At 61.2% G+C, this 21549-nt stretch carries 20 protein-coding genes and 5 tRNA genes; 3 read left to right on the top strand and 22 right to left on the bottom strand.

From position 1 onward, the window contains the following. Nucleotides 1-19: 19 nt before the first annotated feature. Nucleotides 20-919 carry a DMT family transporter gene (locus tag PAN08_RS11285; RefSeq protein ID WP_269791593.1) on the top strand — a complete coding sequence of 300 codons (900 nt, stop codon included), beginning with the start codon at nt 20-22 and terminating at the stop codon, nt 917-919. Between the two features lie 209 nt (nt 920-1128). Here PAN08_RS11285 and PAN08_RS11280 read toward each other — a convergent pair whose 3' ends face one another. Continuing rightward, nucleotides 1129-1701 (bottom strand): DUF333 domain-containing protein, encoded by a 573-nt coding sequence (locus tag PAN08_RS11280; protein WP_269791592.1) that lies wholly within the window; start codon nt 1699-1701, stop codon nt 1129-1131. A gap of 879 nt (nt 1702-2580) precedes the next feature. Here PAN08_RS11280 and PAN08_RS11275 point away from each other — a divergent pair. Both PAN08_RS11275 and PAN08_RS11270 read left to right on the top strand, forming a co-directional pair. Continuing rightward, nucleotides 2581-3552: a hypothetical protein gene (locus PAN08_RS11275; RefSeq protein WP_269791591.1), complete on the top strand. Its 972-nt coding sequence runs from the start codon at nt 2581-2583 to the stop codon at nt 3550-3552. Nucleotides 3553-4093: 541 nt separating this feature from the next. After that, nucleotides 4094-4342, top strand: coding sequence for a tyrosine-type recombinase/integrase (locus PAN08_RS11270; RefSeq protein WP_269791590.1), 249 nt, complete (start codon nt 4094-4096; stop codon nt 4340-4342). Between the two features lie 71 nt (nt 4343-4413). Here the strand turns inward: PAN08_RS11270 and PAN08_RS11265 are convergent. The 21 genes from PAN08_RS11265 to PAN08_RS11165 all read right to left on the bottom strand — a co-directional run bounded on the left by PAN08_RS11265 (nt 4414) and on the right by PAN08_RS11165 (nt 21547). Next, nucleotides 4414-4490 (bottom strand) — tRNA-Pro (locus PAN08_RS11265). A gap of 61 nt (nt 4491-4551) precedes the next feature. After that, on the bottom strand, nt 4552-4908 hold the full coding sequence (locus tag PAN08_RS11260) for a MerR family transcriptional regulator (protein ID WP_057633715.1): 357 nt from the start codon (nt 4906-4908) through the stop codon (nt 4552-4554). Continuing rightward, nucleotides 4889-5188, bottom strand: a complete 300-nt coding sequence (locus PAN08_RS11255) for an integration host factor subunit alpha (protein ID WP_054657702.1) — start codon at nt 5186-5188, stop codon at nt 4889-4891. The genes PAN08_RS11260 and PAN08_RS11255 overlap by 20 nt, the downstream gene beginning before the upstream one ends. Before the next feature lie 21 nt (nt 5189-5209). After that, nucleotides 5210-7591, bottom strand: coding sequence for a phenylalanine--tRNA ligase subunit beta (gene pheT, locus PAN08_RS11250; protein WP_269791589.1), 2382 nt, complete (start codon nt 7589-7591; stop codon nt 5210-5212). Between the two features lie 86 nt (nt 7592-7677). Continuing rightward, entirely contained in the window at nt 7678-8673 is a 996-nt protein-coding gene (gene pheS / locus PAN08_RS11245; protein ID WP_269791588.1) for a phenylalanine--tRNA ligase subunit alpha, read from the bottom strand. 200 nt (nt 8674-8873) lie between these two features. Further along, a complete protein-coding gene (gene rplT / locus PAN08_RS11240; RefSeq protein WP_057633722.1) occupies nt 8874-9233 on the bottom strand; it encodes a 50S ribosomal protein L20 in 360 nt (119 codons plus the stop codon). Between the two features lie 10 nt (nt 9234-9243). Further along, nucleotides 9244-9441, bottom strand: coding sequence for a 50S ribosomal protein L35 (rpmI, locus tag PAN08_RS11235; protein WP_002811096.1), 198 nt, complete (start codon nt 9439-9441; stop codon nt 9244-9246). A 287-nt stretch (nt 9442-9728) separates the two neighbouring features. Then, entirely contained in the window at nt 9729-10253 is a 525-nt protein-coding gene (gene infC / locus PAN08_RS11230; RefSeq protein ID WP_332809981.1) for a translation initiation factor IF-3, read from the bottom strand. Nucleotides 10254-10317: 64 nt separating this feature from the next. Further along, nucleotides 10318-12222, bottom strand: coding sequence for a threonine--tRNA ligase (gene thrS / locus PAN08_RS11225; protein WP_269791587.1), 1905 nt, complete (start codon nt 12220-12222; stop codon nt 10318-10320). A gap of 306 nt (nt 12223-12528) precedes the next feature. Continuing rightward, a tRNA-Cys gene (locus tag PAN08_RS11220) sits at nt 12529-12602 on the bottom strand. A 77-nt stretch (nt 12603-12679) separates the two neighbouring features. After that, nucleotides 12680-12755, bottom strand: a tRNA-Gly gene (locus PAN08_RS11215). 178 nt (nt 12756-12933) lie between these two features. Next, a tRNA-Gly gene (locus tag PAN08_RS11210) sits at nt 12934-13009 on the bottom strand. A gap of 27 nt (nt 13010-13036) precedes the next feature. Continuing rightward, nucleotides 13037-13112, bottom strand: a tRNA-Gly gene (locus tag PAN08_RS11205). A 48-nt stretch (nt 13113-13160) separates the two neighbouring features. Further along, nucleotides 13161-13775: a CDP-diacylglycerol--glycerol-3-phosphate 3-phosphatidyltransferase gene (gene pgsA, locus PAN08_RS11200; protein WP_269791586.1), complete on the bottom strand. Its 615-nt coding sequence runs from the start codon at nt 13773-13775 to the stop codon at nt 13161-13163. Between the two features lie 7 nt (nt 13776-13782). Continuing rightward, complete coding sequence (gene uvrC, locus PAN08_RS11195) at nt 13783-15630, bottom strand: excinuclease ABC subunit UvrC (protein WP_269791585.1); 1848 nt, start codon at nt 15628-15630, stop codon at nt 13783-13785. Then, a complete protein-coding gene (locus tag PAN08_RS11190) occupies nt 15627-17042 on the bottom strand; it encodes a hypothetical protein (RefSeq protein WP_269791584.1) in 1416 nt (471 codons plus the stop codon). Before PAN08_RS11190 ends, uvrC begins: the two co-directional genes overlap by 4 nt. After that, a complete protein-coding gene (locus PAN08_RS11185) occupies nt 17039-17527 on the bottom strand; it encodes a low molecular weight protein-tyrosine-phosphatase (RefSeq protein ID WP_269791583.1) in 489 nt (162 codons plus the stop codon). Before PAN08_RS11185 ends, PAN08_RS11190 begins: the two co-directional genes overlap by 4 nt. Beyond that, nucleotides 17524-18288, bottom strand: a complete 765-nt coding sequence (kdsB, locus tag PAN08_RS11180; RefSeq protein ID WP_269791907.1) for a 3-deoxy-manno-octulosonate cytidylyltransferase — start codon at nt 18286-18288, stop codon at nt 17524-17526. Before kdsB ends, PAN08_RS11185 begins: the two co-directional genes overlap by 4 nt. Nucleotides 18289-18357: 69 nt before the next feature. Beyond that, nucleotides 18358-19380: a tetraacyldisaccharide 4'-kinase gene (gene lpxK / locus PAN08_RS11175; RefSeq protein ID WP_269791582.1), complete on the bottom strand. Its 1023-nt coding sequence runs from the start codon at nt 19378-19380 to the stop codon at nt 18358-18360. After that, nucleotides 19380-21128 carry a lipid A export permease/ATP-binding protein MsbA gene (msbA, locus tag PAN08_RS11170; protein WP_269791581.1) on the bottom strand — a complete coding sequence of 583 codons (1749 nt, stop codon included), beginning with the start codon at nt 21126-21128 and terminating at the stop codon, nt 19380-19382. Before msbA ends, lpxK begins: the two co-directional genes overlap by 1 nt. After that, a complete protein-coding gene (locus tag PAN08_RS11165) occupies nt 21125-21547 on the bottom strand; it encodes a biopolymer transporter ExbD (protein ID WP_269791580.1) in 423 nt (140 codons plus the stop codon). Before PAN08_RS11165 ends, msbA begins: the two co-directional genes overlap by 4 nt. Nucleotides 21548-21549 lie beyond the last annotated feature (2 nt).

The raw sequence follows: 21549 nt of genomic DNA, 5'->3' as shown, positions 1-21549 counted from the left end.
TGCAGCGGCCCCTTCGGCCATGTCCATTCCGGTACGCGCAGCGCTGTTGATGTTTGGCAGCGCGATGGCATTTGGCCTGATGGCCATCGCGATCCGTTACGCCACCCGCTACGTGCCGACCCAGGAAGTCGCGTTCTTCCGCAATGCTTTCGGCCTGCTGGCGCTGTTGCCGATGCTGCTGCGACCTGGCCACGGGTCACTTCGCACCCAGCAGTTGCCGCGCTATTTTCTGCGCAGCGCGATCGGCTTGGCCTCAATGCTGTGCGGCTTCTGGGCAATTGGCCATCTGCCGCTATCGCAGGCCATTTCGCTGTCGTATTCGACGCCCTTGTTCGTGACCATCGCCGCTGTGTTCTGGCTGGGCGAGAAGGTGCGCATCCGTCGATGGGCGGCAGTGATCGCTGGCTTCATCGGCGTGCTGGTGATCGTGCGCCCGGGCTCTCACGGCTTCGAGGTAGGAAGCCTGATCGCGGTGCTCGCCGCCTTGCTCAGCGCACTGGTGGCGATACAGATCAAGCAACTCACCCGCGTCGACGGACCAGACACCGTGGTCTTCTACACGTATGTGTTCTGGGTGCCGCTGTCGTTGATCCCGGCCCTGTTTGTCTGGGTCTGGCCCGCCGGCATCGCTTGGTTGTGGCTGCTGCTCACTGGCGTGATGGGCACCGCCGGTCAGTTGCTGTGGACGCGTGCGTTGAAGCTGGGTGAGGTCTCCGCGCTGACGCCGATCAGTTTCACCCAGCTGCCCTTGGTGGTCGTCATGGGCTGGCTCCTGTTCGACGAGACACTCGATCGCTGGACGGTACTCGGTGCACTGATCATCCTCGGCTCCAACGCTTACATCGCCCATCGCGAAGCCGTGCTGGCACGCAAGTCTGCCACCCAACAGCCTACGGCCGCCGCCAAGCCCGGCGAGTAACGCCGGCTGACACAACGGGTCACTGAGCGCGTAGATGCCCCTCGCAGGTAGTGTCGCGCCATGCTTGGAAGAGGCCATTGCCGGACAATTTTCTAGCGCAGCACGCGAACGCCGCGTCACCACCACGCTGTGTCCGTGCCCCACCCTGTCTCTCTCACAGAAGTGGCGCAAGCCGCACAGCAAAATACCTGCGCTGAAAACCCCGTCGATCAGCTCGCGGGCTTCGGAGTATCGCGATGAAACAACTCCCACTCCTCAACCTGTGACCCATCAGGTAAGTGGCACACCCCGAACTCACCCCCGTCCTTGTTCTTCCTGATCTCCAACTTGCCGCCCTTGCTGATGCAATGCTCTGAAGCAGGATTAGCCATACCAATCCGCTGCGGCCTCGCTTCAATCTTTGCCTCCCTGGGCGCGCAACCCGCCAAAACTCCAGCGGCAGCAATCATCACAAAACAGCGTGCGAAAGACTTCATGTTCCAGCTCCCCGAACGTATCGGATGACAGACAACGGCAGCAAAGCTAGCAAAGAGCAGGCTGAAAGCCGGTGAAAGAACGAAGGCTTGCGCAATAAAGGTGCTTGCCCGTGTTGGGCTTGCAGCAGTTGGTCGGGACAGCGGGATTTGAACCGACGCCCCTCTGCCCCAGGCATCGGCACTGACCAGACCAACCTGCTGGAATCGTTGGGGAAATGAGGCGGATATCGCGCGCGAAAAAGGCCGGAATGGGCTTATGAGTATCAATGACTTACGCAGCGACAGGGTGCAGTTCATGCGCTTCATCTGCCTCCCATCTAGCGGTCATGGCCTCAAACCTCGCTGCCTGCAAAAACAAAACCCCGCACTTGGCGGGGTTCCTTTTCCTACACAGGCATTAACCGTTGGGACACAATCCCGCCAAGCAGGTTTCCAACTTGATCTCGCAGACGGCCTGAGAGCTGCCGTTCGCGATACAGGCGTTATACGAAGTAATGCAAGGCGTTCCACACCACGAGGCCGAAGCCGCACCACCAAAGACAGCCACCGATAGGAAGCTACAGGCGACAACGCGCTTGATCCACTTCTTCATGCCACTCTCCTTGTTGGCCTGATCATTCAGGCAGCCCGAGCATATGGCAGGAGTAATTTCCATTCCAGAGTTAGTCCACGCTCTGGGCCATATCCGCAGATACCCATTGTCAGAACGAGGTCGCCACTGCCGCCTCAGGCTATAAACCTTTCCAGTCATAGCCTGCACGCATGACCGCTCTCACCTCCCCCGATCAGTTCGCTTGGCACCCGCATGCCGACGGCGAAGGCCTCGCATTTCGCGGGAAAATCGCCTCCCCAGTCAGCCCCCTGGCCGGCGGCCGACGGCCGGGCAACGCGACTTCTCGCTGTGTTGACACGTCAAGACTAACGCCCACTTCCCACGTCAGCCTGGAGGTCCGCAATCGCTTCCTTAATGCCTGAGCAGCGAAGTGGTGCCAGGAGATCGCGGAGCTGCATGACGGACTTGCCCTAGGTGAGACGCCGACTCAGCGCGAGACAGCGTCGGCTGGAACGAATTGTTAGACCGCACTATTCAACCCATTTTGTTGATGGTCGGGACCAAGCAGCGGCCAAGAAGAACATGGCAAACTGAACAGCCGCATCAACCCTCCCTACTGGAGCCGCAACGGAATGCCCGCACCCTTCCCAGGACACCGCAGCCTGCTGAGCTGCCTTATCACTTGCCTATTGTTGGCCGGCTGCGCCGAGAAAACCGAACAAGAACAGCTCGCCGAACTGCGCGATGGATTTACCTACAAACGGTACCGACAGGTTTCAGAGAAAGGCCTGCCTGCTGCCTATGCGGCCTGGTCGGTCAGCAGCGAATGGGCCGAAACGGGCTTGGTGCCGCCCTTTACCCCCGAGACCGAATGTCTGGCGCATGCATTGCTCGGCTACAGCGCGCTTACCGCCAACCGCGGCACCCTGGCGATCGCCGAGGCCGATATCGTCACCGCTCTGCCTGCCTGCCACGACTTGGCCCAGGCCAGCGCCGCACTGCGTTCGGTGGCGTTCCAGCGCCTCGAATGGCCACAGCTGGCTCGCGAAGAAAGCGAGCTAGCAACCTATGGCGGTGCAAAGAGCGATTCCACCAATGTCCAGCAAGCACTGACCCAGGCATTGGTTATCCATGTCGTGCTGGGCTACGCAGCGCTTGCCGACAAGAATCCCGCCCGCGCGCAGATACATATCGACGCGATCGCGCTGGTGCTGGAACAGCCATGGATGGGCGAGCTGGGAAGAGCCGGCCTAGCGATCCAGCAGGGTGACGTGCGCCAGGGACTGGTTGCCCTCAAGGGCCTGTCCAACAATCCCAAGGTTCCCGCCGACGTGCGTGGCTACCTGCAGGAAATCATCGGCCAGATCGAATCCCAAACCGGCGACGTTGATTCTTCGCTGTGGACCACTCGCGTATTCGCCATGATCATCTGGCGGGAACTGCGCGCGCATGGGCCGGAAAGTCTGCAGCGGCTGGTAGGTTTCGTTGACCAGCAGAACGGCAAGCTCGGGCAGATAACCGAAGAAGGAAAAGGCATGCTGAAGCAATGGTGGGACGCAACCCGCGCGCGCCTGCCCGCCGGCGGTGGCAGCGCCGACGACTGATCCAGCCACTGATCAGCAAATCGTGCTGACGTACGAGCTGGCCAGATGGGTTTCTGGTATCCCTACTGGCTTGGCCCCGCCTTCGGGCGGGTGCCTGGTGACTCGATGGCCAACCCAAAGGCGCCTACGCTGCGTTTACAAACTGCATCGGGTACCCGCTCGCTCTGTCGCAAACGAAAGAAATGGAAGCACGCTTGGCTTGATCCAGTCGTTGCGAATTTGCAGCCGAAGACGAAGGCGATCCAACGCCGCGTCATGCCCGTTTGCAAGAACCTCAACCGTAGGTCTCTGCTAACCCTGCTAGGCCTTGAGAACGTGGTCAGCGCCAGATTCTCAGACGCGCGATGGTTCGCTATGCGTAACCCCCTCCAAGACGGAGGGCTCCACGAACGTGCGATTGAAAATCACACTAGCCGGACCGCGTGCCGAGCCGCTCGCGCCATGCCGAGACTCGGTAGTTTCTCCGTTTCTGATTCATCGTCTGCCGGAGAAGGCTCGCTCCAGCAATATGCGTGCGAAGGATTGAGAGCAACACACGCAGGTGCTACCGGAGCAGCTGTCGCGCGCATTCGCCACAGCCCGCGATGCCGCCGGCATCGACACAGACAACCCGCCGACATTCCACGAGATCCGCAGTTGGGGGAGCTCGCTGTTGAAGGACGCCGTCTGGACGAACGAACAGATTCGGGCGCTCATGGGTCACAGCCATGTGGCGATGACGGAGCAATATTTGGACGGCCATGAAGCACCATGGCAGTCCGTCAACACGGGTATCGCCTTACCGCGATAGGGTGCGAATAGGGTGCATAACGAAAAAAGGCTCACGACGTGAGCCGCAAGCCCTTGATCTTAATCAGTAATTGGTCGGGACGGCCGGATTTGAACCGACGACCCTCTGCCCCCCAGGCAGATGCGCTACCAGGCTGCGCTACGCCCCGATCGTTACTGCTTCGCCTTGCGGCGAGCCAGCGATTATACCGGCTTTGAATCAAAAATGGTTCAGCGACGCAGCAATTGAAGCACTTCTTCCAGCTCCATCCGTACTTGCTTGATGATCTGGTTGCTCAGTGCCGATTCCTGCTTGGCACCATCGCCTTCCAGGCGCAGGCGCGCGCCACCAATGGTGTAGCCCTGCTCGTACAGCAGCCCCCGGATCTGCCGCACCATCAGCACGTCATGGCGCTGGTAGTAACGGCGATTGCCACGGCGCTTGCCCGGCTCCAGGCTGGGAAACTCGGTTTCCCAATAACGCAGCACATGCGGCTTGACGTCGCACAATTCGCTGACCTCACCAATGGTGAAATAGCGCTTGGCCGGAATCGGCGGAAGTTCGCGGTTACTGCCCGGATCCAGCATATGCCTCTACCCTTTCCTTGAGCTTCTGGCCCGGACGGAAGGTCACTACCGTACGAGCGGAAATCGGAATTTCCTCGCCGGTTTTGGGGTTGCGGCCGGGGCGCTGATTCTTGCGCCGCAGGTCGAAATTACCAAAACCGGACAGCTTCACCTGCCGTCCTTGTTCCAATGCGTCACGCAGCACATCGAAGAATGCGTCGACAAACTCCTTGGCCTCACGTTTGTTCAAACCGACTTCGTCGAACAGACGATCCGCCATCTCCGCCTTTGTCAATGCCATACAAGCTCCCTGTGTGCCGCCTCAACCACGGATCTTTGCGCCGTGCCCGCGATCAATGGCAGCCACCACCTCGGTGACCACGGCCTCGATGTCGCGATCCGTGAGAGTGCGCGATTTGTCCTGCAGAATCAAGCCCATAGCCAAACTCTTGAAACCCGGTTCCACGCCCTGTCCGACGTAGCGATCAAACAGCACCACCTCGCGCAACAGCTCGCCAGCCGCCTGGCGAATGGTCGCGGCTAGGTCGGCCCAGCTGACCGATTCAGCCACCGCAACCGCTAGATCACGGCGCACCGCCGGGAACCGTGAAAGCTCAGCCGAACGCGGTAACGCACGAGTCGTCAGCGGTTCCATATCCAGCTCGAAGCCCAGCACGTCCACGTCGATTTCCATCGCCTTGGCCACGCGCGGATGCACCTGACCGATCCAGCCAATGCACTGGCCGTCGCGCCAGATATCGGCCGAACGGGCCGGGTGCGCATATGGGCGCTGCGAGGCGCGGAATTCCAGCGCGGCGCCGCTAGCGGCAGCCAACGATTCCAGGTCGCCCTTCAAATCGTGGAAATCCACCTTGCGGACCTTCTCGCCCCACTGCAGCGCAGCAGCATCACCGCATACGGCAGCAGCGATGCGCACCGTCTCCCGGGGTGCCGGCTTGTCGTCGCCAGCGGTCCGTGCGAACACGCGGCCAACCTCGAACAAACGCACACGCCCGGCCTGACGGGCCACATTGCGACCCAAGGTGGCAACCAAACCCGGCAGCAACAACGGACGCATCACTGCCAATTCCGCTGACAGTGGATTGGCCAGCGGCACCAGACCTTCGTCCTGACTCCACTGCGAGAGCAGTTGCGCGTCAACGAAAGCGAAGTTGATGGTTTCCAGCATTTCACGCGCCACCAATTGGCGGCGCACGGACAAATCATCCAGGCGCGTTTCGCTCGGCATGGCGATACGCGCAGCGCCGCCTGGAAGTGTGGTCGGGATCGTGTCGTAGCCGTGAATGCGAGCCAGCTCCTCGATCAGATCCTCTTCGATGGCGATGTCGAAGCGGCTGCTCGGGCCGGTCACCGTCCAGCCATCGGCAACTGCGTCCACCTTCATACCAAGCGCGCGCAGAATGCGCTCGACTTCGCCATCTTCAATCTGGATGCCCAGTACGCGCTGGATGCGTGCACGACGCAGCGTGATGGCAGCAGCCACTGGCAGATCGGCTTCGCGCACGGCCTCAGTAACCGGCGCAGGCGTACCGCCTGCCAACTCCAGCACCAAACGGGTCGCGTATTCAATGGCGGTACGTGGCAACTGCGGATCAACACCGCGTTCAAAACGATGGCCCGCGTCGGTATGCAGGCCCAGCTTGCGACCACGGCCCATGATGGCGGCTGGCGCGAAATGCGCAGCCTCCAGAAATACGTTCTTGGTTTCGTCGGTCACGCGGGTGTCAAAACCACCCATCAGGCCTGCAAGGCCAACCGGTCGATCCGCGTCAGTCACCACAAGGAAACTGTCATCCAACGCGGCCTCACGACCATCCAGCAGCTTGAGCGTTTCACCTGCGCGCGAATGGCGTACCGCGACGCTGCCCTTGAGCGTGTCCAGGTCGTAGGCGTGCATCGGCTGGCCAAGTTCCAACATCACGTACTGAGTGATATCCACCAGCAGCGACACAGGACGCACACCACTGCGACGGAGCCGCTCAGCCATCCATAACGGCGTGCGGGCGGCTGTGTTCACACCTTCAATCACACGGCCGAGGTAGCGAGGCGCTTCGGCACCGGCATCCAGCTGGATCGTCAGTTCGCGAGAACCCTGAGCCGCCACGGCCTCCGCAGCAAATGGCAGCACTTCGCTGTGAGTGGCTGCGGCCACATCGAACGCAATGCCGCGCACGCTGAAGCAATCCGCACGATTGGGGGTCAATTTGATTTCGATGCTCGCATCGGGCAGGTCGAGATAGTCGACCAATGACATGCCAACGGTTGCGTCGTCCGGCAGTTCCAACAGGCCGGACGCATCGTTGTCCAAGCCAAGCTCCTTGGCCGAGCACAACATGCCATTGGACTCCACGCCACGCAGCTTGGCCGGTTTGATCTTCAACTCACCGATCTGCGCACCGACCATCGCCAGCGGCGCGACCAATCCAACACGTGCATTCGGTGCGCCGCAGACAATCTGCAGCAACTCGCCCTCCCCTGCATCGACCTTGCATACCTGCAAACGGTCCGCCTCCGGATGGCGCTCAGCTTCGACAATGCGCGCAACCACAACGTGGTCCAAGCCAGCACCCAGTGCCGTGACTTCCTCGACCTCCAGGCCAATGGCGGTCAACACCGCGCTCAATTCATCGCGCGAGACGTTGGTGGGAACATGGCTACGCAGCCAGCTTTCGGAGAATTTCATCGTTTTCGATCCTGGTGGGCCGGCGCATGCGCCTGGCCTGTGTGGAGATACCGCAGCCGAGCACTACTCGGCGTTACCTTCGGTGCTCAGGCGAACTGACGCAGGAACCGCACATCGTTCTCAAAGAACGCACGCAGATCATTCACGCCATAGCGCAGCATCGCGAAGCGCTCTACGCCCAAGCCAAAGGCAAAGCCCGTGTAGCGCTCTGGATCGATGCCTACGTTGCGCAGCACGTTCGGGTGAACCATGCCGCAGCCGAGCACTTCCAGCCAACGGGTGCTGCCGTCCGGCTGCTGCCAGGCGATATCCACTTCCGCACCCGGCTCCACGAACGGGAAGTAACTCGGGCGGAAACGCATTTCAAAATCGCGCTCAAAGAACGCACGCACGAACTCGGACAACGTGCCCTTGAGGTCGGCAAAGGTGGAATGCTCGTCGACCAGCAGGCCTTCAACCTGATGGAACATCGGCGAGTGGGTCTGGTCACTGTCACTGCGATAGACCTTACCTGCTGCAATCATCCGCAGCGGCGGTGCGTGGTCACCCATGTAACGCACCTGCACACCGGAAGTATGCGTGCGCAGCAGGCGGCCATCACCGAAATAGAAAGTGTCATGCATGGCGCGCGCCGGATGATGCGGCGGGAAGTTCAGTGCCTCGAAGTTGTGCCAGTCATCCTCGATTTCCGGGCCTTCCGACAACTCGTAACCCAAGCGACCGAAAATCTCGGTGATGCGCTCCAAGGTACGCGTGACCGGGTGCAGGCCACCACGCTCGCCATTGCGACCAGGCAGCGTGACATCAATGCTTTCCGAAGCCAGCCGTGCATCCAGTGCCGCGTCTTCCAGCAGCACCTTGCGCTCGCTCAGCGCGGTGGAAACCGCATCGCGCGCGCGATTGATCGCCTCACCTGCCACCTTGCGCTCGTCGGCCGGCAGTGCGCCGAGTTGCTTGAGCTGGACAGTGATGCTGCCGCTCTTGCCCAACAACGAAACACGCAGGTTTTCCAGCGTTTCCGGGCTCTGCGCCGCAGCCACATCGGCCAGCGCCTGCGCGGTCAAGGATTGGATGTCACTCATGGGATCGACGAAACCTCTGGCCGGCGTGCCTACGCGGTAAGCGCCGGGCCGACCCCCGTCGCCACCATTGCCTGGTCGCCGCGCAGCCATCGGCAGCAGCAACCAACACAAAAAAGAATGGGGAAGGACTCGCGCCCTTCCCCATGCATTGTCTCACTTAGGCCGTTGCGCGTGAACGCCACAACCGCCATGGAAAGAACTTATGCCGCCAGCGCGCCCTTGGCCTTTTCAGCCAGTGCGGCGAAACCAGCCGCGTCGTGCACGGCGATGTCTGCCAGAACCTTACGGTCCAGGGTGATGCCAGCCTTGAGCATGCCATTCATGAAACGGCTGTAGCTCAAGCCGTTGATGCGAGCAGCCGCATTGATGCGGGTGATCCACAGCGAACGGAAATTGCGCTTCTTCTGCTTACGGCCGATGTAGGCGTACTGCTGTGCCTTGATGACGGCCTGCTTGGCAACGCGGAAAACCTTGCGACGGGCGTTGTAATAGCCCTTGGCGAGATCCAATACTTTCTTGTGGCGGCGGCGCGCCTGCACACCACGTTTTACTCGTGCCATGGTTCAGTCCTCAGAGATAGGGAAGCATACGGTCAAGACGGCCTGCGTCTTCTGCACGGACGTGATTCGTCTGACGCAGGTTCCGCTTACGCTTGGTCGCTTTCTTCGTGAGGATGTGGCTACGGTTTGCGTGGCCGCACTTGTACTTGCCGGAGGCGGTCTTGCGGAAACGCTTGGCCGCCGCCCGGTTGGTCTTGATCTTGGGCATTGCTATGTCCTTGATGGTCTCTTTTCACTGACTGGGCGGTGGCTACGCCACACTTTCCGTCCGTGCCCTTGTCTGTTTAAAGCCCACACTCCCATTGGAGGCAGGCAGGTCCTGGGTAACACAAACAACAATCCCGGCGAACCGGGCCGCCCATTATGCCCATGGAGCCAGCCACTTGCAATCGCAAGCAGCACTGGCTGCAACAGGCAGGCTGGGCATACAAACAGGGAGGCTGGCCTTCGCCCCTCCCTGTTCAGCTGGCAGGCGACTTCACGCCACCTTGCCGGTTACTTCTTCTTCGGCGCGATCATCATGACCATCTGCCGGCCTTCCAGGCGCGGACGGGACTCGATCACGATGTCCTCACCCAGATCGGTCTCGATCCGGTTGGCCATTTCGCGACCCAGTTCCTGATGGCTCATTTCACGGCCACGGAAGCGGATGTTGACCTTGATCTTGTCGCCTTCTTCCAGAAAACCGCGCATCTTGCGCAGCTTGATCTGGTAGTCGCCCTCATCCGTGACCGGACGGAACTTCACTTCCTTGATCTCGACCTGCTTGGTCTTCTTCTTGGCCTCGTTGGCCTTCTTCTGCGCCTCGAACTTAAACTTGCCGAAGTCCATGATCTTGCACACAGGCGGATCGGCCTGCGGCTGGATTTCGACCAGGTCGAGACCTTCATCTTCAGCCATCGACAGCGCTTCATCACGCGTCAACACGCCAATCATTTCTCCGTCACTGCCGATCACGCGGACGCGCGGCACCCGGATTTCCTGATTCTTGCGGTTCTGTTTGTTGTCAGGGGTACTGATATTGCAATCTCCCAGTGGAATCGAACCGGCCCCGACGGATATCCGTTGGGGCCGGGGCTCTAGCTTACTGCTTCAATTCGGCCTGCAGTCGCTCGACAAAGGCCTGGACAGACATTGAGCCCAGATCCTCGCCCGACAGCGTACGCACTGCCACGGCGCCATTGTCTCTCTCGCGGTCGCCCACGACCAGCAAATACGGCACCCGCTGCAGGGTGTGCTCGCGAATCTTATAGCCGATCTTTTCGTTGCGCAAATCGGCCTCCACCCGGAAGCCTTGATTCGCAAGGGTTTTGCGAACCTGTTCAACGTACTCGGCCTGCGCGTCGGTAATGTTTGCCACCACCACCTGAACAGGCGCCAGCCAAGCCGGGAACGAGCCGGCGTGGTTCTCGATCAGGATACCGATGAAACGCTCCATCGAGCCGACGATAGCGCGATGCAGCATGACCGGGTGCTTTTTCTGGCTGTTTTCATCCACATACTCGGCACCCAGACGGCCCGGCATCATGAAGTCGACCTGCATGGTGCCCAACTGCCAAGTACGACCGATGGCATCTTTCAGGTGGTACTCGATCTTCGGGCCGTAGAAGGCACCTTCGCCCGGCAGCTCCTGCCACTCGACACCGCAACTCGACAACGCCGTGCGCAATGCACCTTCGGCCTTGTCCCAGGTGGCATCGTCGCCCAGGCGCGATTCGGGGCGCAGCGCGATCTTGATCTGGATGTCATCGAAGCCGAACGCTTCATACACCGCCAGCGCCTGCTGATGGAAGGCAGTCACTTCCGCTTCAACCTGGCTTTCCGTACAGAAGATGTGGCCATCGTCCTGAGTGAAACCACGCACGCGCAGAATGCCGTGCAACGCACCGGACGGCTCGTTGCGGTGGCATGAACCAAACTCGCCGTAACGGATCGGCAGGTCGCGATAGCTGTGCAGGCCCTGGTTGAACACCTGCACATGGCCCGGGCAGTTCATCGGCTTCAGCGCATAGGTACGCTTCTCCGATTCGGTGAAGAACATGTTGTCCTGGTAGTTATCCCAGTGACCGGATTTCTTCCACAGGCTCACGTCCAGGATCTGCGGGCAACGCACTTCGCCGTAACCGCTGTCGCGATAGACCTTGCGCATGTACTGCTCGACAACCTGCCAGATCGACCAGCCCTTCGGATGCCAGAACACCAAGCCCGGCGCTTCTTCCTGCAGGTGGAAAAGATCCTGCTGCTTGCCGATGCGGCGGTGATCGCGCATTTCGGCTTCTTCAATGCGCTTGATGTAGGCCTCAAGCTGCTTTTTGTCGGCCCAAGCAGTGCCATAAACGCGCTGCAGCTGCTCATTCTTGGCATCGCCACGCCAGTACGCGCCAGAGATGCGCGTCAGCTTGAAAGACTTCAGGAAACGCGTGTTCGGCACGTGCGGGCCGCGGCACATGTCCACGTATTCCTGGTGGTAATACATACCCATCGCCGTGATGTCTTCGGGCATGTCCTCGATCAAACGCAGCTTGTAATCTTCGCCACGCGCCTTGAAGATTTCGACCACTTCCGCACGAGGCGTCATCTTCTTGATGACGTCATAATCCGTCGCAATCAGCTCAGCCATGCGCTTCTCGATCGCCACCATGTCTTCCGGCGTGAACGGGCGCTCGCTGTAGATGTCGTAGTAAAAACCTTCGGCGATGACCGGGCCGATCACCATCTTGGCGTCCGGGTACAACTGCTTCACCGCATGACCCACCAAGTGCGCGCAAGAGTGGCGGATGATCTCCACGCCCTCTTCGTCCTTGGCGGTGATGATGCGCAGCGACGCATCACGATCAATCAGGTCGCTGGCATCGACCTGCACGCCATCCACGACACCGGCGATGGTGGCCTTGGCCAGACCGGCACCGATGGATTGGGCCACGTCCATGACGCTGACCGGATTTTCGAACTGACGGACGCTGCCGTCTGGGAGAGTGATGTTGATCATGGGGATTCACCAGAAGTCATGGCCGGCTTTCGGCACGGCTTGACAGGAAGTTCGGGGCAATAAAAAAGCGCCACAACGGCGCCTGCAACAGGGCTGTGGCGGGACATCAGCAGTGGGTAGCAGTAGTGCTCATGTCGCACACTCGACCGGCGTTTTGCGCGGGCCACCTATCAGCAGGGGATTGGCTGGATTCTAGCGCAATCAGCGCGCAGTGGCGGCCTTCGCAGCCAGCCAAGCTTGGCGGGCACAAGGTCATCAGGGTCAAAATCCGGGCAAAAGAAAGCCCTGATTTCTCAGGGCTTCAAATGGAGGCCTGGGTCGGAATCGAACCGGCGTACGCGGATTTGCAATCCGCTGCATAACCACTCTGCTACCAGGCCAAACTTTGAATCTTGAATCACCGGGAAAATTCTTCCCGATATGAAAAAACCCCGTTTTACGGGGCCTTTTCAGAATCTGGAGCGGGAAACGAGACTCGAACTCGCGACCTCAACCTTGGCAAGGTTGCGCTCTACCAACTGAGCTATTCCCGCTTGTGCTGCGGCGCATTCTACAGACTTCAGAATCAACGCGCCAGCATTTTTAACAATTTTCTTCACATCACCTGGAAGCTGCTTCCAACTTCCTTCAGGGAGAATTCGCAGCCAGCCATGACAACGAACTACCCAGCCCGTCCAGGCGCCTATACGACGGCAGCCTTTGAACTTGAATTGGAGCGGGAAACGAGACTCGAACTCGCGACCTCAACCTTGGCAAGGTTGCGCTCTACCAACTGAGCTATTCCCGCATGACGGGTACCAATTCAATCCCAAACTGGAGCGGGAAACGAGACTCGAACTCGCGACCTCAACCTTGGCAAGGTTGCGCTCTACCAACTGAGCTATTCCCGCTTGGGAGGCGAAATTCTACAGGCAATCGCCTACCTGTCAACAGCCCTTTTAACTTTTTCTAGCGCGTTCCCGGGCGGTTTTTTCTTCTTCGCGCAAACTCGGCCATGCAGCCACCATGTACTGCACGCCAGAGATCAGCGTCAGCATTGCGGCAATCGCCAACATCCAGTCACCGATATGGAAAACCGGCGCACCCATCCAGATATCCGTGTACGGCACTTTGGGCGACACCGAATACAGCAGGCACAACAGCGCAACCATCTGCGCCGTGGTTTTGACCTTGCCGATCATTGCCACGCGCACCTTCGCGCGTTGCCCGATCTCAGCCATCCATTCGCGCAATGCCGATACCGCGATCTCACGGCCCACGATCACCGCAGCCCAGAATGCCATCCAGGGCGTGGGGTGCCCCTGCACGATCAGGAACAGCGCCACTGCAACCATCAATTTGTCCGCCACTGGATCAAGAAACGCGCCGAACGCCGAATGCTGTTCATAGCGCCGCGCCACCCAACCATCCAGCCAATCGGTGATCGCTGCCAGGCCGAAGATTGCCGCTGAAGCGAAGTTGGTCCAGGCATAGGGCAGGTAAAACACCAGCACCAGCACCGGGATCATCACGATCCGCAACAACGTCAGCCAGGTGGGGACAGTCAATTTCATTGAAACGCTACTCCGCTGCCGGATCGGGCACCGACAGACCATGAAGGTTAGCGTAGATGCGCGCAGCCAGGGCGTCATTGATCCCTTCCACCCGGGCGATTTCCGCTTCGCCGGCCGCCTTGAGCCCGGCGATGCCGCCGAAATGCTTGAGCAGGCTCGCACGCCGGCGCGGGCCAATACCTGGAATGTCCTCCAGCTTGCTGGTCATACGCGTTTTCTGGCGGCGGCCACGATGGCCGGTGATAGCGAACCGGTGTGCTTCGTCGCGAACCTGCTGGATGAACTGCAGGGCCGGCGAGGCAGCACCCGGCCGAATCTCGCGCCCATCCGGCAGTACCAGTGCCTCGTGCCCCGCCCGACGCTCCACACCCTTGGCAACCCCCACCAGCACTACGCCTTCCACACCCAAGTCGGCCAACGCCGCTTGTGCCTGTGACAACTGCCCCGCACCGCCGTCAATCAACAGCACGTCGGGCAGCACACCGCCCTCTTCCACTGCACGCCGGAAGCGGCGATCAATGGCCTGATGCATGGCCGCGTAGTCGTCCCCTGGTTCAATGCCGCTGATGTTGTAACGCCGGTACTGCGCGCGCACCGGCCCGGCCGCGTCGAACACCACGCAGGAAGCAACCGTGGCTTCGCCCATGGTGTGGCTGATATCGAAACATTCCACGCGCTTCACCGGCTCGGCCAAGCCGAGCATCTCACGCAATGCTTCGCTACGTGCACGCTGCGCGCCCTGGCTGTCCATCTCTGTGACCAGCGTGATCTGCGCGTTGCGGCTGGCCAGGTCGATGTAGCCGGCACGCTCGCCGCGCACGTTCCACTTCAGCACCACTTTTCGCTCAGCCGAGGCACTCAATGCCGCTTCGATCATCTCCGCATCGGGAATCTGGCGGTCCAACAACACTTCTGCCGGCGGCGCATGCTCAACGTAGTACTGCGACACGAATGCGGCCAGCACTTCCTCGGCGCTGTCTTCGCCGTTGGTACGCGGGAAAAACGCACGAGTACCCAGATTGCGACCATCACGGAATGCCAACAGCATCACGCAGGCACTGGCGCCCTGCATCGCGCAGGCAAGCACATCCAGGTCGGCAGCACGCCCATCCACATACTGGCGGTTCTGCATGCTACGCAGCGAGGCCACCAAGTCACGCAATCGCGCGGCACGTTCGAATTCCAGCGCGTCGCTGGCTGCCTGCATCGACTGCATCAATTCGTCGGCAAGCTGGTCACTCTTGCCTTCCAGGAACATTGCCGCCAAGCGCACCGATTCGTCGTAGTCGGCCTGCGCCACTAGCTCCACGCACGGCGCACTGCAGCGGCCGATCTGATATTGCAGACAGGGCCGCGAGCGATTGCGGAACACACTGTCTTCGCAACTACGCAGCTTGAACAGCTTGTGCATCAGGTTCAGCGTTTCGCGCACCGCACCGACACCCGGATACGGCCCGTAGTAACGCCCGGGAATAGCGCGTGGGCCGCGATGCAGTGCGATACGCGGCCATTGTTCGCGAGTCAGCAGCACCTGCGGATAGGTTTTATCGTCACGCAGCGAGACGTTGTAGCGGGGCGTCAGCGATTTGATCAGCTGGTTTTCCAGCAGTAGCGCTTCGGCCTCGGTACGGGTGACGGTGGCATCCATCCGCGCCACCTGCGACAGCATCATCATGATGCGCGTGCTTTTGGGCGAGCCATTGAAGTAGCTGCCCACGCGCTTGCGCAGTGCACCGGCCTTGCCGACGTAGAGCAACGTGTCGTCGGCTGCATACATCCGGTAAACACCGGGCGCGGTGCTCAATGCTGCAGCAAATGCCTTGCCGTCAAATGTGCGGGGTGTTTTCTCGTTCATCCTTCAATTGGCACATCACTCAGCTCGCCACTGAGCGGATCAAACCGCAGCACGGCGTGCGCGTCGGTTTCGGCGATCCAGATCGCCCCAGCGGCAACCGACAGCGCACTCGGGCCATGCAGGCGGCGCGGCAGGTTGACGGTGGAAAGGTCGCCACCGCCCAGACGCAGCGTACGCAACGAGCCATTGCCGGCATCGGCGATCCACAGCATCGGTGAATCCGGGCCCATTGCAATGGCCAGCGGGTACTGCAGGCGCGCATGCAGGCGCGGGCCATCGACATTGCCCGACTCCCATGGTCCCTGCCCCACCAAGGTCTGCACGAGGTCGCCGCGAAGCTGTACCGAGCGAATCGCTGAACCTAGCGAATCGCAGACGTACAGGGTCTGCTGCACCGCGACCAGACTGGTCGGCTGAGCGAATGCCGCCAGGTGCCCGCTGCCGTCGCGCACTTCCACCGCGCCAGCACCCGAGCGCCAGCGCAGTTCGCGGCTGCCCAGGTCATAGCTCCAGATGTGGTTGTCGCCAGCCATGGCGATCAGAATTTGATTGTCGGCCACCGCCACGTCGGCGGGGTAATTGAGCGCGCTGTCCCAAGGCTGATTCAGCACGCCGGCCTGCGGATCCCCGGCGCGGCCGTTGCCGCACAAGGTGTCCACCTGGCCACTCTGCAAATGGATGCGGCGCAGCGCGTGGTTGCCGGTATCGGCGACGTACAGCACATCACGCACCAGCGTCAGCCCTTGCGGGCGATTGAAGGCTGCCTCACCCAAACCACCGTTAATGAGGTCCGCGCTGCCCAGCCCAAACTGCCGCAGCACGCGGCCAGAATGGTTGCACTCAAGAATGCGGTGATGGCCGGTGTCGGCCACATACAGACGCTCAGCGGTAACTACCAAGCCACCCGGAAACAGCAGTGGCAGGCGTGGCTCGGCGTTGATTTCACGGCTGCCGAAGCCCTCCTCGTCCAATGGGCGCTGCTGGCTCTCGCAAAGCCCATTGAGCGCGCGCTCCAACTCGCCAGTTGCGCCCACCAGCCGCTCCTGCTCAACGCCCTGGGCGTCCAGCAAGACCAGTGTCGGCCACGATTGCACGTCGAACTGCCGCCACGCATCCCAGTGCGCATCCAACACGATAGGCGCGCTCACGCCCTGCCGGCGCAACAACTTCAGCGCCTGCTGCGGTTCACGCTCAAACTCGAAGCGCGGCGTCTGTACCACAATCAGATGCAGGCGCCCGGGATTACGGGCCTGCCAGCGCATCACCTCGGCGACACGCTGCATGCTCCAGACCGACGTACCGTTGACGAAAGCCAGCACCACCGGTCGACCGCGCAGTTCCTGCAAGGTGGCAGGAGCCGCGTTGAGCCAGATGCCGGACTTAGGCAATTCCATCGCGCGTTTTTCGTTCATGTCGGGATTATGCCGGAGTCATCTCGTTGGAACAGGCGCCGCACGGTAGCGCGGGCGGCGGCATCCACCAGCGCCCAGCTGTGCTCGAAGTCCGCCTCGCCACCGTAATAGGGATCGGGCACCACCACACTCTCCCCAATACCGGCCCAGGGCAGCCAAAGCGTGGCCCGGTCGCGGGCCGAAGCCGGGGCAAGCTTCAGGGCCTCGGCAAGATTGTCGCGGTCGGCGCAGAAAACATGGTCGAAATGTAGGAAGTCCTCGACTATCAACGGGCGCGCGCGAAGCCCGGAGATATCCACCCCGTGCCGCTTGGCGCAGGCCACGGCACGGCGATCTGGTGGGTCACCGGCATGCCAGCCGGAAGTACCCGCCGAATCCACCTGAACCCGGTCGGCCAGCCCGGCTTCGGCAAGCCTCGCCCGCAATGCGCCCTCGCCCATCGGCGAGCGACAGATGTTGCCCAGACAGATGACCAACAGCTTCAATGCGCATCCTTCATCAGTACTTCGGCCCGCTCCAGATCCTCCGGCGTGTCGATGCCCGGCGGAAACGGCGCCGGTGACAAGGCCACTGCGATGCGATGCCCGGCCTCCAGCACCCGCAGCTGCTCCAGCGACTCAATCTGCTCCAACGTGCCCGGCGGCATCGCTGCAAACTGCTGCAGGAAACCCGCGCGATAGCCGTAGATGCCGATATGGCGCAGCCAATGCGCTGCGGGCAATGCATCACGCGAACGGGCGAAGGCGTCGCGGTGCCACGGAATCGGCGCGCGGCTGAAATAAAGTGCATCGCCCCGTGCATTGCGTACGAGCTTGACCACATTGGGATCGAACAAGGTGGCCGCGTCTTCCACGGAAATCGCCAGCGTGGACATCGGTGCACCACTGTCCGCCAATGCGCTGGCAACGGCGCGAATACCCGCTGCAGGCGCAAACGGCTCATCACCCTGCAGGTTTACCACGATCACATCGTCGGCCCAGCCCGCATGACGGGCACACTCGGCCAAGCGGTCGGTGCCAGAAGCATGTGCAGGATCGGTTATCGCAACCTGAATACCGTCAAGGCCGGCCACCGCATCGGCGATGCGTGCGTCATCGGTCGCCACCCAGACCTCGGTTGCCCCGGCGGCCAACGCACGACGCGCCACGTGCAACACCATCGGCTCTCCGGCCAGCAATGCCAGCGGTTTGCCCGGCAGACGCGTGGAGGCATAACGGGCAGGAATGGCCACGACGAATTCTGGAATCACGCTCATCTCAACTCCCTTCACCAACGGCCGAACCGCCGATCAATCAACAACCCGTTGCTGGCGGCGTCAAGCACGCGCCAGCTTACCCAGCCGGTCAAGCAACGCAATCCAGAAGGCTGCCGGCAGTTCGGCCTGCAACGGCACGGCGTAATGCCAGCGGTTGGCAAAGCTGCGGCATTTCACTGCATCTTTCTCGGTCATCAGCACTGGCAATTCGCTACCGAATAACAAGTCCGACGCCACATAACGGTGGTGGTCAGCGAAAGCATGCGGTACCACACCAATACCACGTGTACGCAGCATCTGAAAAAAACGTTGTGGATTGGCAATCCCCGCCACCGCATGCACGCGCTGCCCAGCAAATGACTGCAGCGATTGTTCGCGGCCACCATTCAATGGGCGCGCCGTGGCGATGCTTAGGCGCATGGACCACTCTCCAAAACCTGCACCGGCCGCCTCCCCCGCTGCGTCGCTGGTCTGCCCCAGATTGACCACCCGGAAGTCGCACTCGCGCGCCCGCTCCACCGGCTCTCGCAAGGGACCGGCCGGGATCATCCGGCCATTGCCGTAACGGCGCACCGCGTCAACTACTTCAATTTCGATGTCCCGCGCCAACCGGTAATGCTGCAGACCGTCGTCGCAGACCACCACGTCGCAACCAGCCTCGATCAAAGCCTTGGCGGCGGCGACGCGATCGGCGTCTACGCGCACCGGCGCACCTGTCTTCCAGGCAATCAAGGCCGGCTCGTCGCCTCCCAGCTCGACCGCAAGATCGGGGGTGACCCAGCGCGCCGTACGCGCTTCGTCGCGACCATAACCACGGCTGGCGACACCCGGCTTCCAGCCCGCTTCGTGCAGGCGGTTGACCAGTTCGATCGTCAATGGCGTTTTGCCGGTGCCACCTGCTGTGATGTTGCCGACTACGATCACCGGCACCGCCACTTGCCGCTTACGCAGCCAGCCACGCCGGTACAGCTGCCGCCGCAGGCCGGAAATACCGGCATACACCGGCGCCAACACCCGGGCGAACAACGGCACGGGCGCGTCGTCGTACCAATAGGCCGGCGTCTGCGGACCACGCTTGTCCATCAGTCCTGGCTCTCCCGGAACTGCATGCGGTACAGGTGCTCGTACAAGCCCCCCAGCGCCAGCAATTGCTGGTGGTTGCCGCGTTCGACGATGCGACCCTGGTCCATCACCAACACTTGATCAGCATGTTCAATGGTGGACAAGCGGTGCGCGATGACCAGCGTGGTGCGGTCGGGCATGAGCTTCTGCAGCGCGTCCTGCACCAGGCGTTCGGATTCGTTGTCCAGTGCGGCAGTGGCTTCGTCCAGAATCAAGATCGGCGCATCTTTCAGCATCGCGCGGGCAATCGCCAAACGCTGGCGCTGACCACCGGAAAGGCGGCTACCCTTCGCCCCAACCTGCGCGTGCATGCCATCCGGCATCTGTTCGACAAACTCCAGCGCGTTGGCGCCGGCGATGGCTCGATCCAACTGCTCCGGACTGCGCTCGCGCAGCTCGCCATACGCAACGTTCTCGGCGACGCTGCCATTGAACAGCGTGATCTGCTGGCCCACCAGCGCGATCTGCCGCCGCAAATCGGCCAGCTTGTAGTCCTGCAGCGGGTGACCGTCGAGCAGAATCTGCCCGCTTTCCACGTCGTAGAAGCGGGGGATCAGTTTGATCAGCGTCGACTTGCCGCTGCCGGAGCGCCCGACGATGGCTGTAACCGTGCCGGGTTGCGCGACGAAGCTGATGTCCTGCAATGCAGGTTTGGGCTGCCCAGGGTAGCGCGCGGTGACATTCCGGAATTCCAACTCACCCTTGGCCCGTGCCAGCGGCACGGTGCCGGTATCGGGTTCATCAGGCGAATCCAGCACCACAAACAAGCGCTGCGCCGAGGCGATGCCGCGTTGCGTCATGTTCTGCACATTCGTCAGCTGCTTGAGTGCCGGAATGATGGTCAACATCGCCATCAGCATGGCAACGAAATCACCCACCGTCAGGCGCCCGGCAGCCGCCTCGTGACCGGCGATGAACAACAGCGTGGCTAGGCCTACCGAACCAATCAGCTGCACCATTCCCGAGGAAATACTGCGGGTAGCCTCCACTTTCATCGCCAACCGAAGGTTGTTGTTTGCGAGGCTTGAATAGCGCTCCAGCTCTCGGGGCTGGGCACCGTAGATTTTCACTTCCTGCTGACTGGACAGCGTCTGGTCTGCGGCCTGCAATAGTTCCGCACCACTCTCCTGGATGCGATGGCTGATGCGGCGATAGCGCTTGGCCACCTTGTTCATCACCCACGCCAGCGGCGGAGCCAACACGAAGATGGCCAACGTCACCTGCCAGCTGTAATAGAACATCATTGCCAGCGACCCCAGCGCCTGCAGCGATTGCTGCAGCACCACTTTCATCGCATCGACGGCCGCCTGCGCCACCTGATCACTGTCCGAGCCCAGTCGCACCAGCATCGACGGAACCGGCTCATTGTCAAAACGCTGCCCCGGCAGGCGCAGGTATTTGCCAAGCACGCGCACGCGCAGGTCGCGGGCAATGCTGCGTGCAGCCTTGCCCATGCCGATATCGGTCAGGTAACCGGCAACACCCCGCACCAGGAACAGACCAACGACCGCCAGCGGCATCCACGGATTGATGTCTTCCGGATTCACCAGGTTGTTGGTGATTGGGCTCATCAACGCCAGGAAACCCATGCCGGCAGCCGCCTCGATCAGCATGCCCAACAGCGCCACCAACAGCAGAGCCCGATACGGCTTTGCAAAAGCCAGAAGCCGCTTGTAGGTCTGCCAGGCTGTCTCCGTTGTACTGCTCATGACTTTGCCTCGGGCGCGGTAGCGATGGCGATGCGACGGAAGCCCAGCTGACCCAACGCATCCTGTGCGGTCACCACGGCCTGGTACGGCGTGCGTGCGTCGGCGCGCAACAGCACCGTCTGCTCACGGTCGTCACCGGCTACCTGCGCAATGGTCTGCTTGAGTGCCTCCACGTCGGTGCGCAGCACTTCCTGGTCATTGATGAAGTAGCGGCCGTCAGCATTGACCAACACACTCAACGAGCGTGGTGGCGAGGTGTTCTTCTGGTCGCTGGCAGTTGGCAACTGAATCTGCAGGGTTGAGCGTGCATCAAATGTGGTGGTGACGACGAAGAAGATGATCAGCACCAGAATCACATCGATCAATGGCACAAGATCGATATGTGGCTCGTCCTGACTGCGGCTATCGCGGATGCGCATCG

Source organism: Stenotrophomonas sp. Iso1, assembly GCF_027497995.1.
Taxonomy (GTDB): Bacteria; Pseudomonadota; Gammaproteobacteria; order Xanthomonadales; family Xanthomonadaceae; genus Stenotrophomonas.
Note: the sequence above shows the minus strand (reverse complement) of the source record. Positions and strands in the feature narration are given on the sequence as shown.

Bases quoted from the DNA above. Each gene is read 5' to 3' on its own strand.
- pgsA (WP_269791586.1), bottom strand. From the start codon at position 13,775: ATGAAATTGACTGTCCCCACCTGGCTGACGTTGTTGCGGATCGTGATG.
- lpxK (WP_269791582.1), bottom strand. From the start codon at position 19,380: ATGGACAAGCGTGGTCCGCAGACGCCGGCCTATTGGTACGACGACGCG.
- PAN08_RS11165 (WP_269791580.1), bottom strand. From the start codon at position 21,547: ATGCGCATCCGCGATAGCCGCAGTCAGGACGAGCCACATATCGATCTT.
- thrS (WP_269791587.1), bottom strand. From the start codon at position 12,222: ATGATCAACATCACTCTCCCAGACGGCAGCGTCCGTCAGTTCGAAAAT.
- pheT (WP_269791589.1), bottom strand. From the start codon at position 7,591: ATGAAATTCTCCGAAAGCTGGCTGCGTAGCCATGTTCCCACCAACGTC.
- PAN08_RS11190 (WP_269791584.1), bottom strand. From the start codon at position 17,042: ATGAACGAAAAACGCGCGATGGAATTGCCTAAGTCCGGCATCTGGCTC.
- PAN08_RS11260 (WP_057633715.1), bottom strand. From the start codon at position 4,908: ATGCTGGATCCGGGCAGTAACCGCGAACTTCCGCCGATTCCGGCCAAG.
- PAN08_RS11275 (WP_269791591.1), top strand. From the start codon at position 2,581: ATGCCCGCACCCTTCCCAGGACACCGCAGCCTGCTGAGCTGCCTTATC.
- rpmI (WP_002811096.1), bottom strand. From the start codon at position 9,441: ATGCCCAAGATCAAGACCAACCGGGCGGCGGCCAAGCGTTTCCGCAAG.
- uvrC (WP_269791585.1), bottom strand. From the start codon at position 15,630: ATGAACGAGAAAACACCCCGCACATTTGACGGCAAGGCATTTGCTGCA.
- PAN08_RS11285 (WP_269791593.1), top strand. From the start codon at position 20: ATGTCCATTCCGGTACGCGCAGCGCTGTTGATGTTTGGCAGCGCGATG.
- rplT (WP_057633722.1), bottom strand. From the start codon at position 9,233: ATGGCACGAGTAAAACGTGGTGTGCAGGCGCGCCGCCGCCACAAGAAA.
- msbA (WP_269791581.1), bottom strand. From the start codon at position 21,128: ATGAGCAGTACAACGGAGACAGCCTGGCAGACCTACAAGCGGCTTCTG.
- PAN08_RS11255 (WP_054657702.1), bottom strand. From the start codon at position 5,188: ATGGCATTGACAAAGGCGGAGATGGCGGATCGTCTGTTCGACGAAGTC.
- pheS (WP_269791588.1), bottom strand. From the start codon at position 8,673: ATGAGTGACATCCAATCCTTGACCGCGCAGGCGCTGGCCGATGTGGCT.
- PAN08_RS11280 (WP_269791592.1), bottom strand. From the start codon at position 1,701: ATGAAGCGCATGAACTGCACCCTGTCGCTGCGTAAGTCATTGATACTC.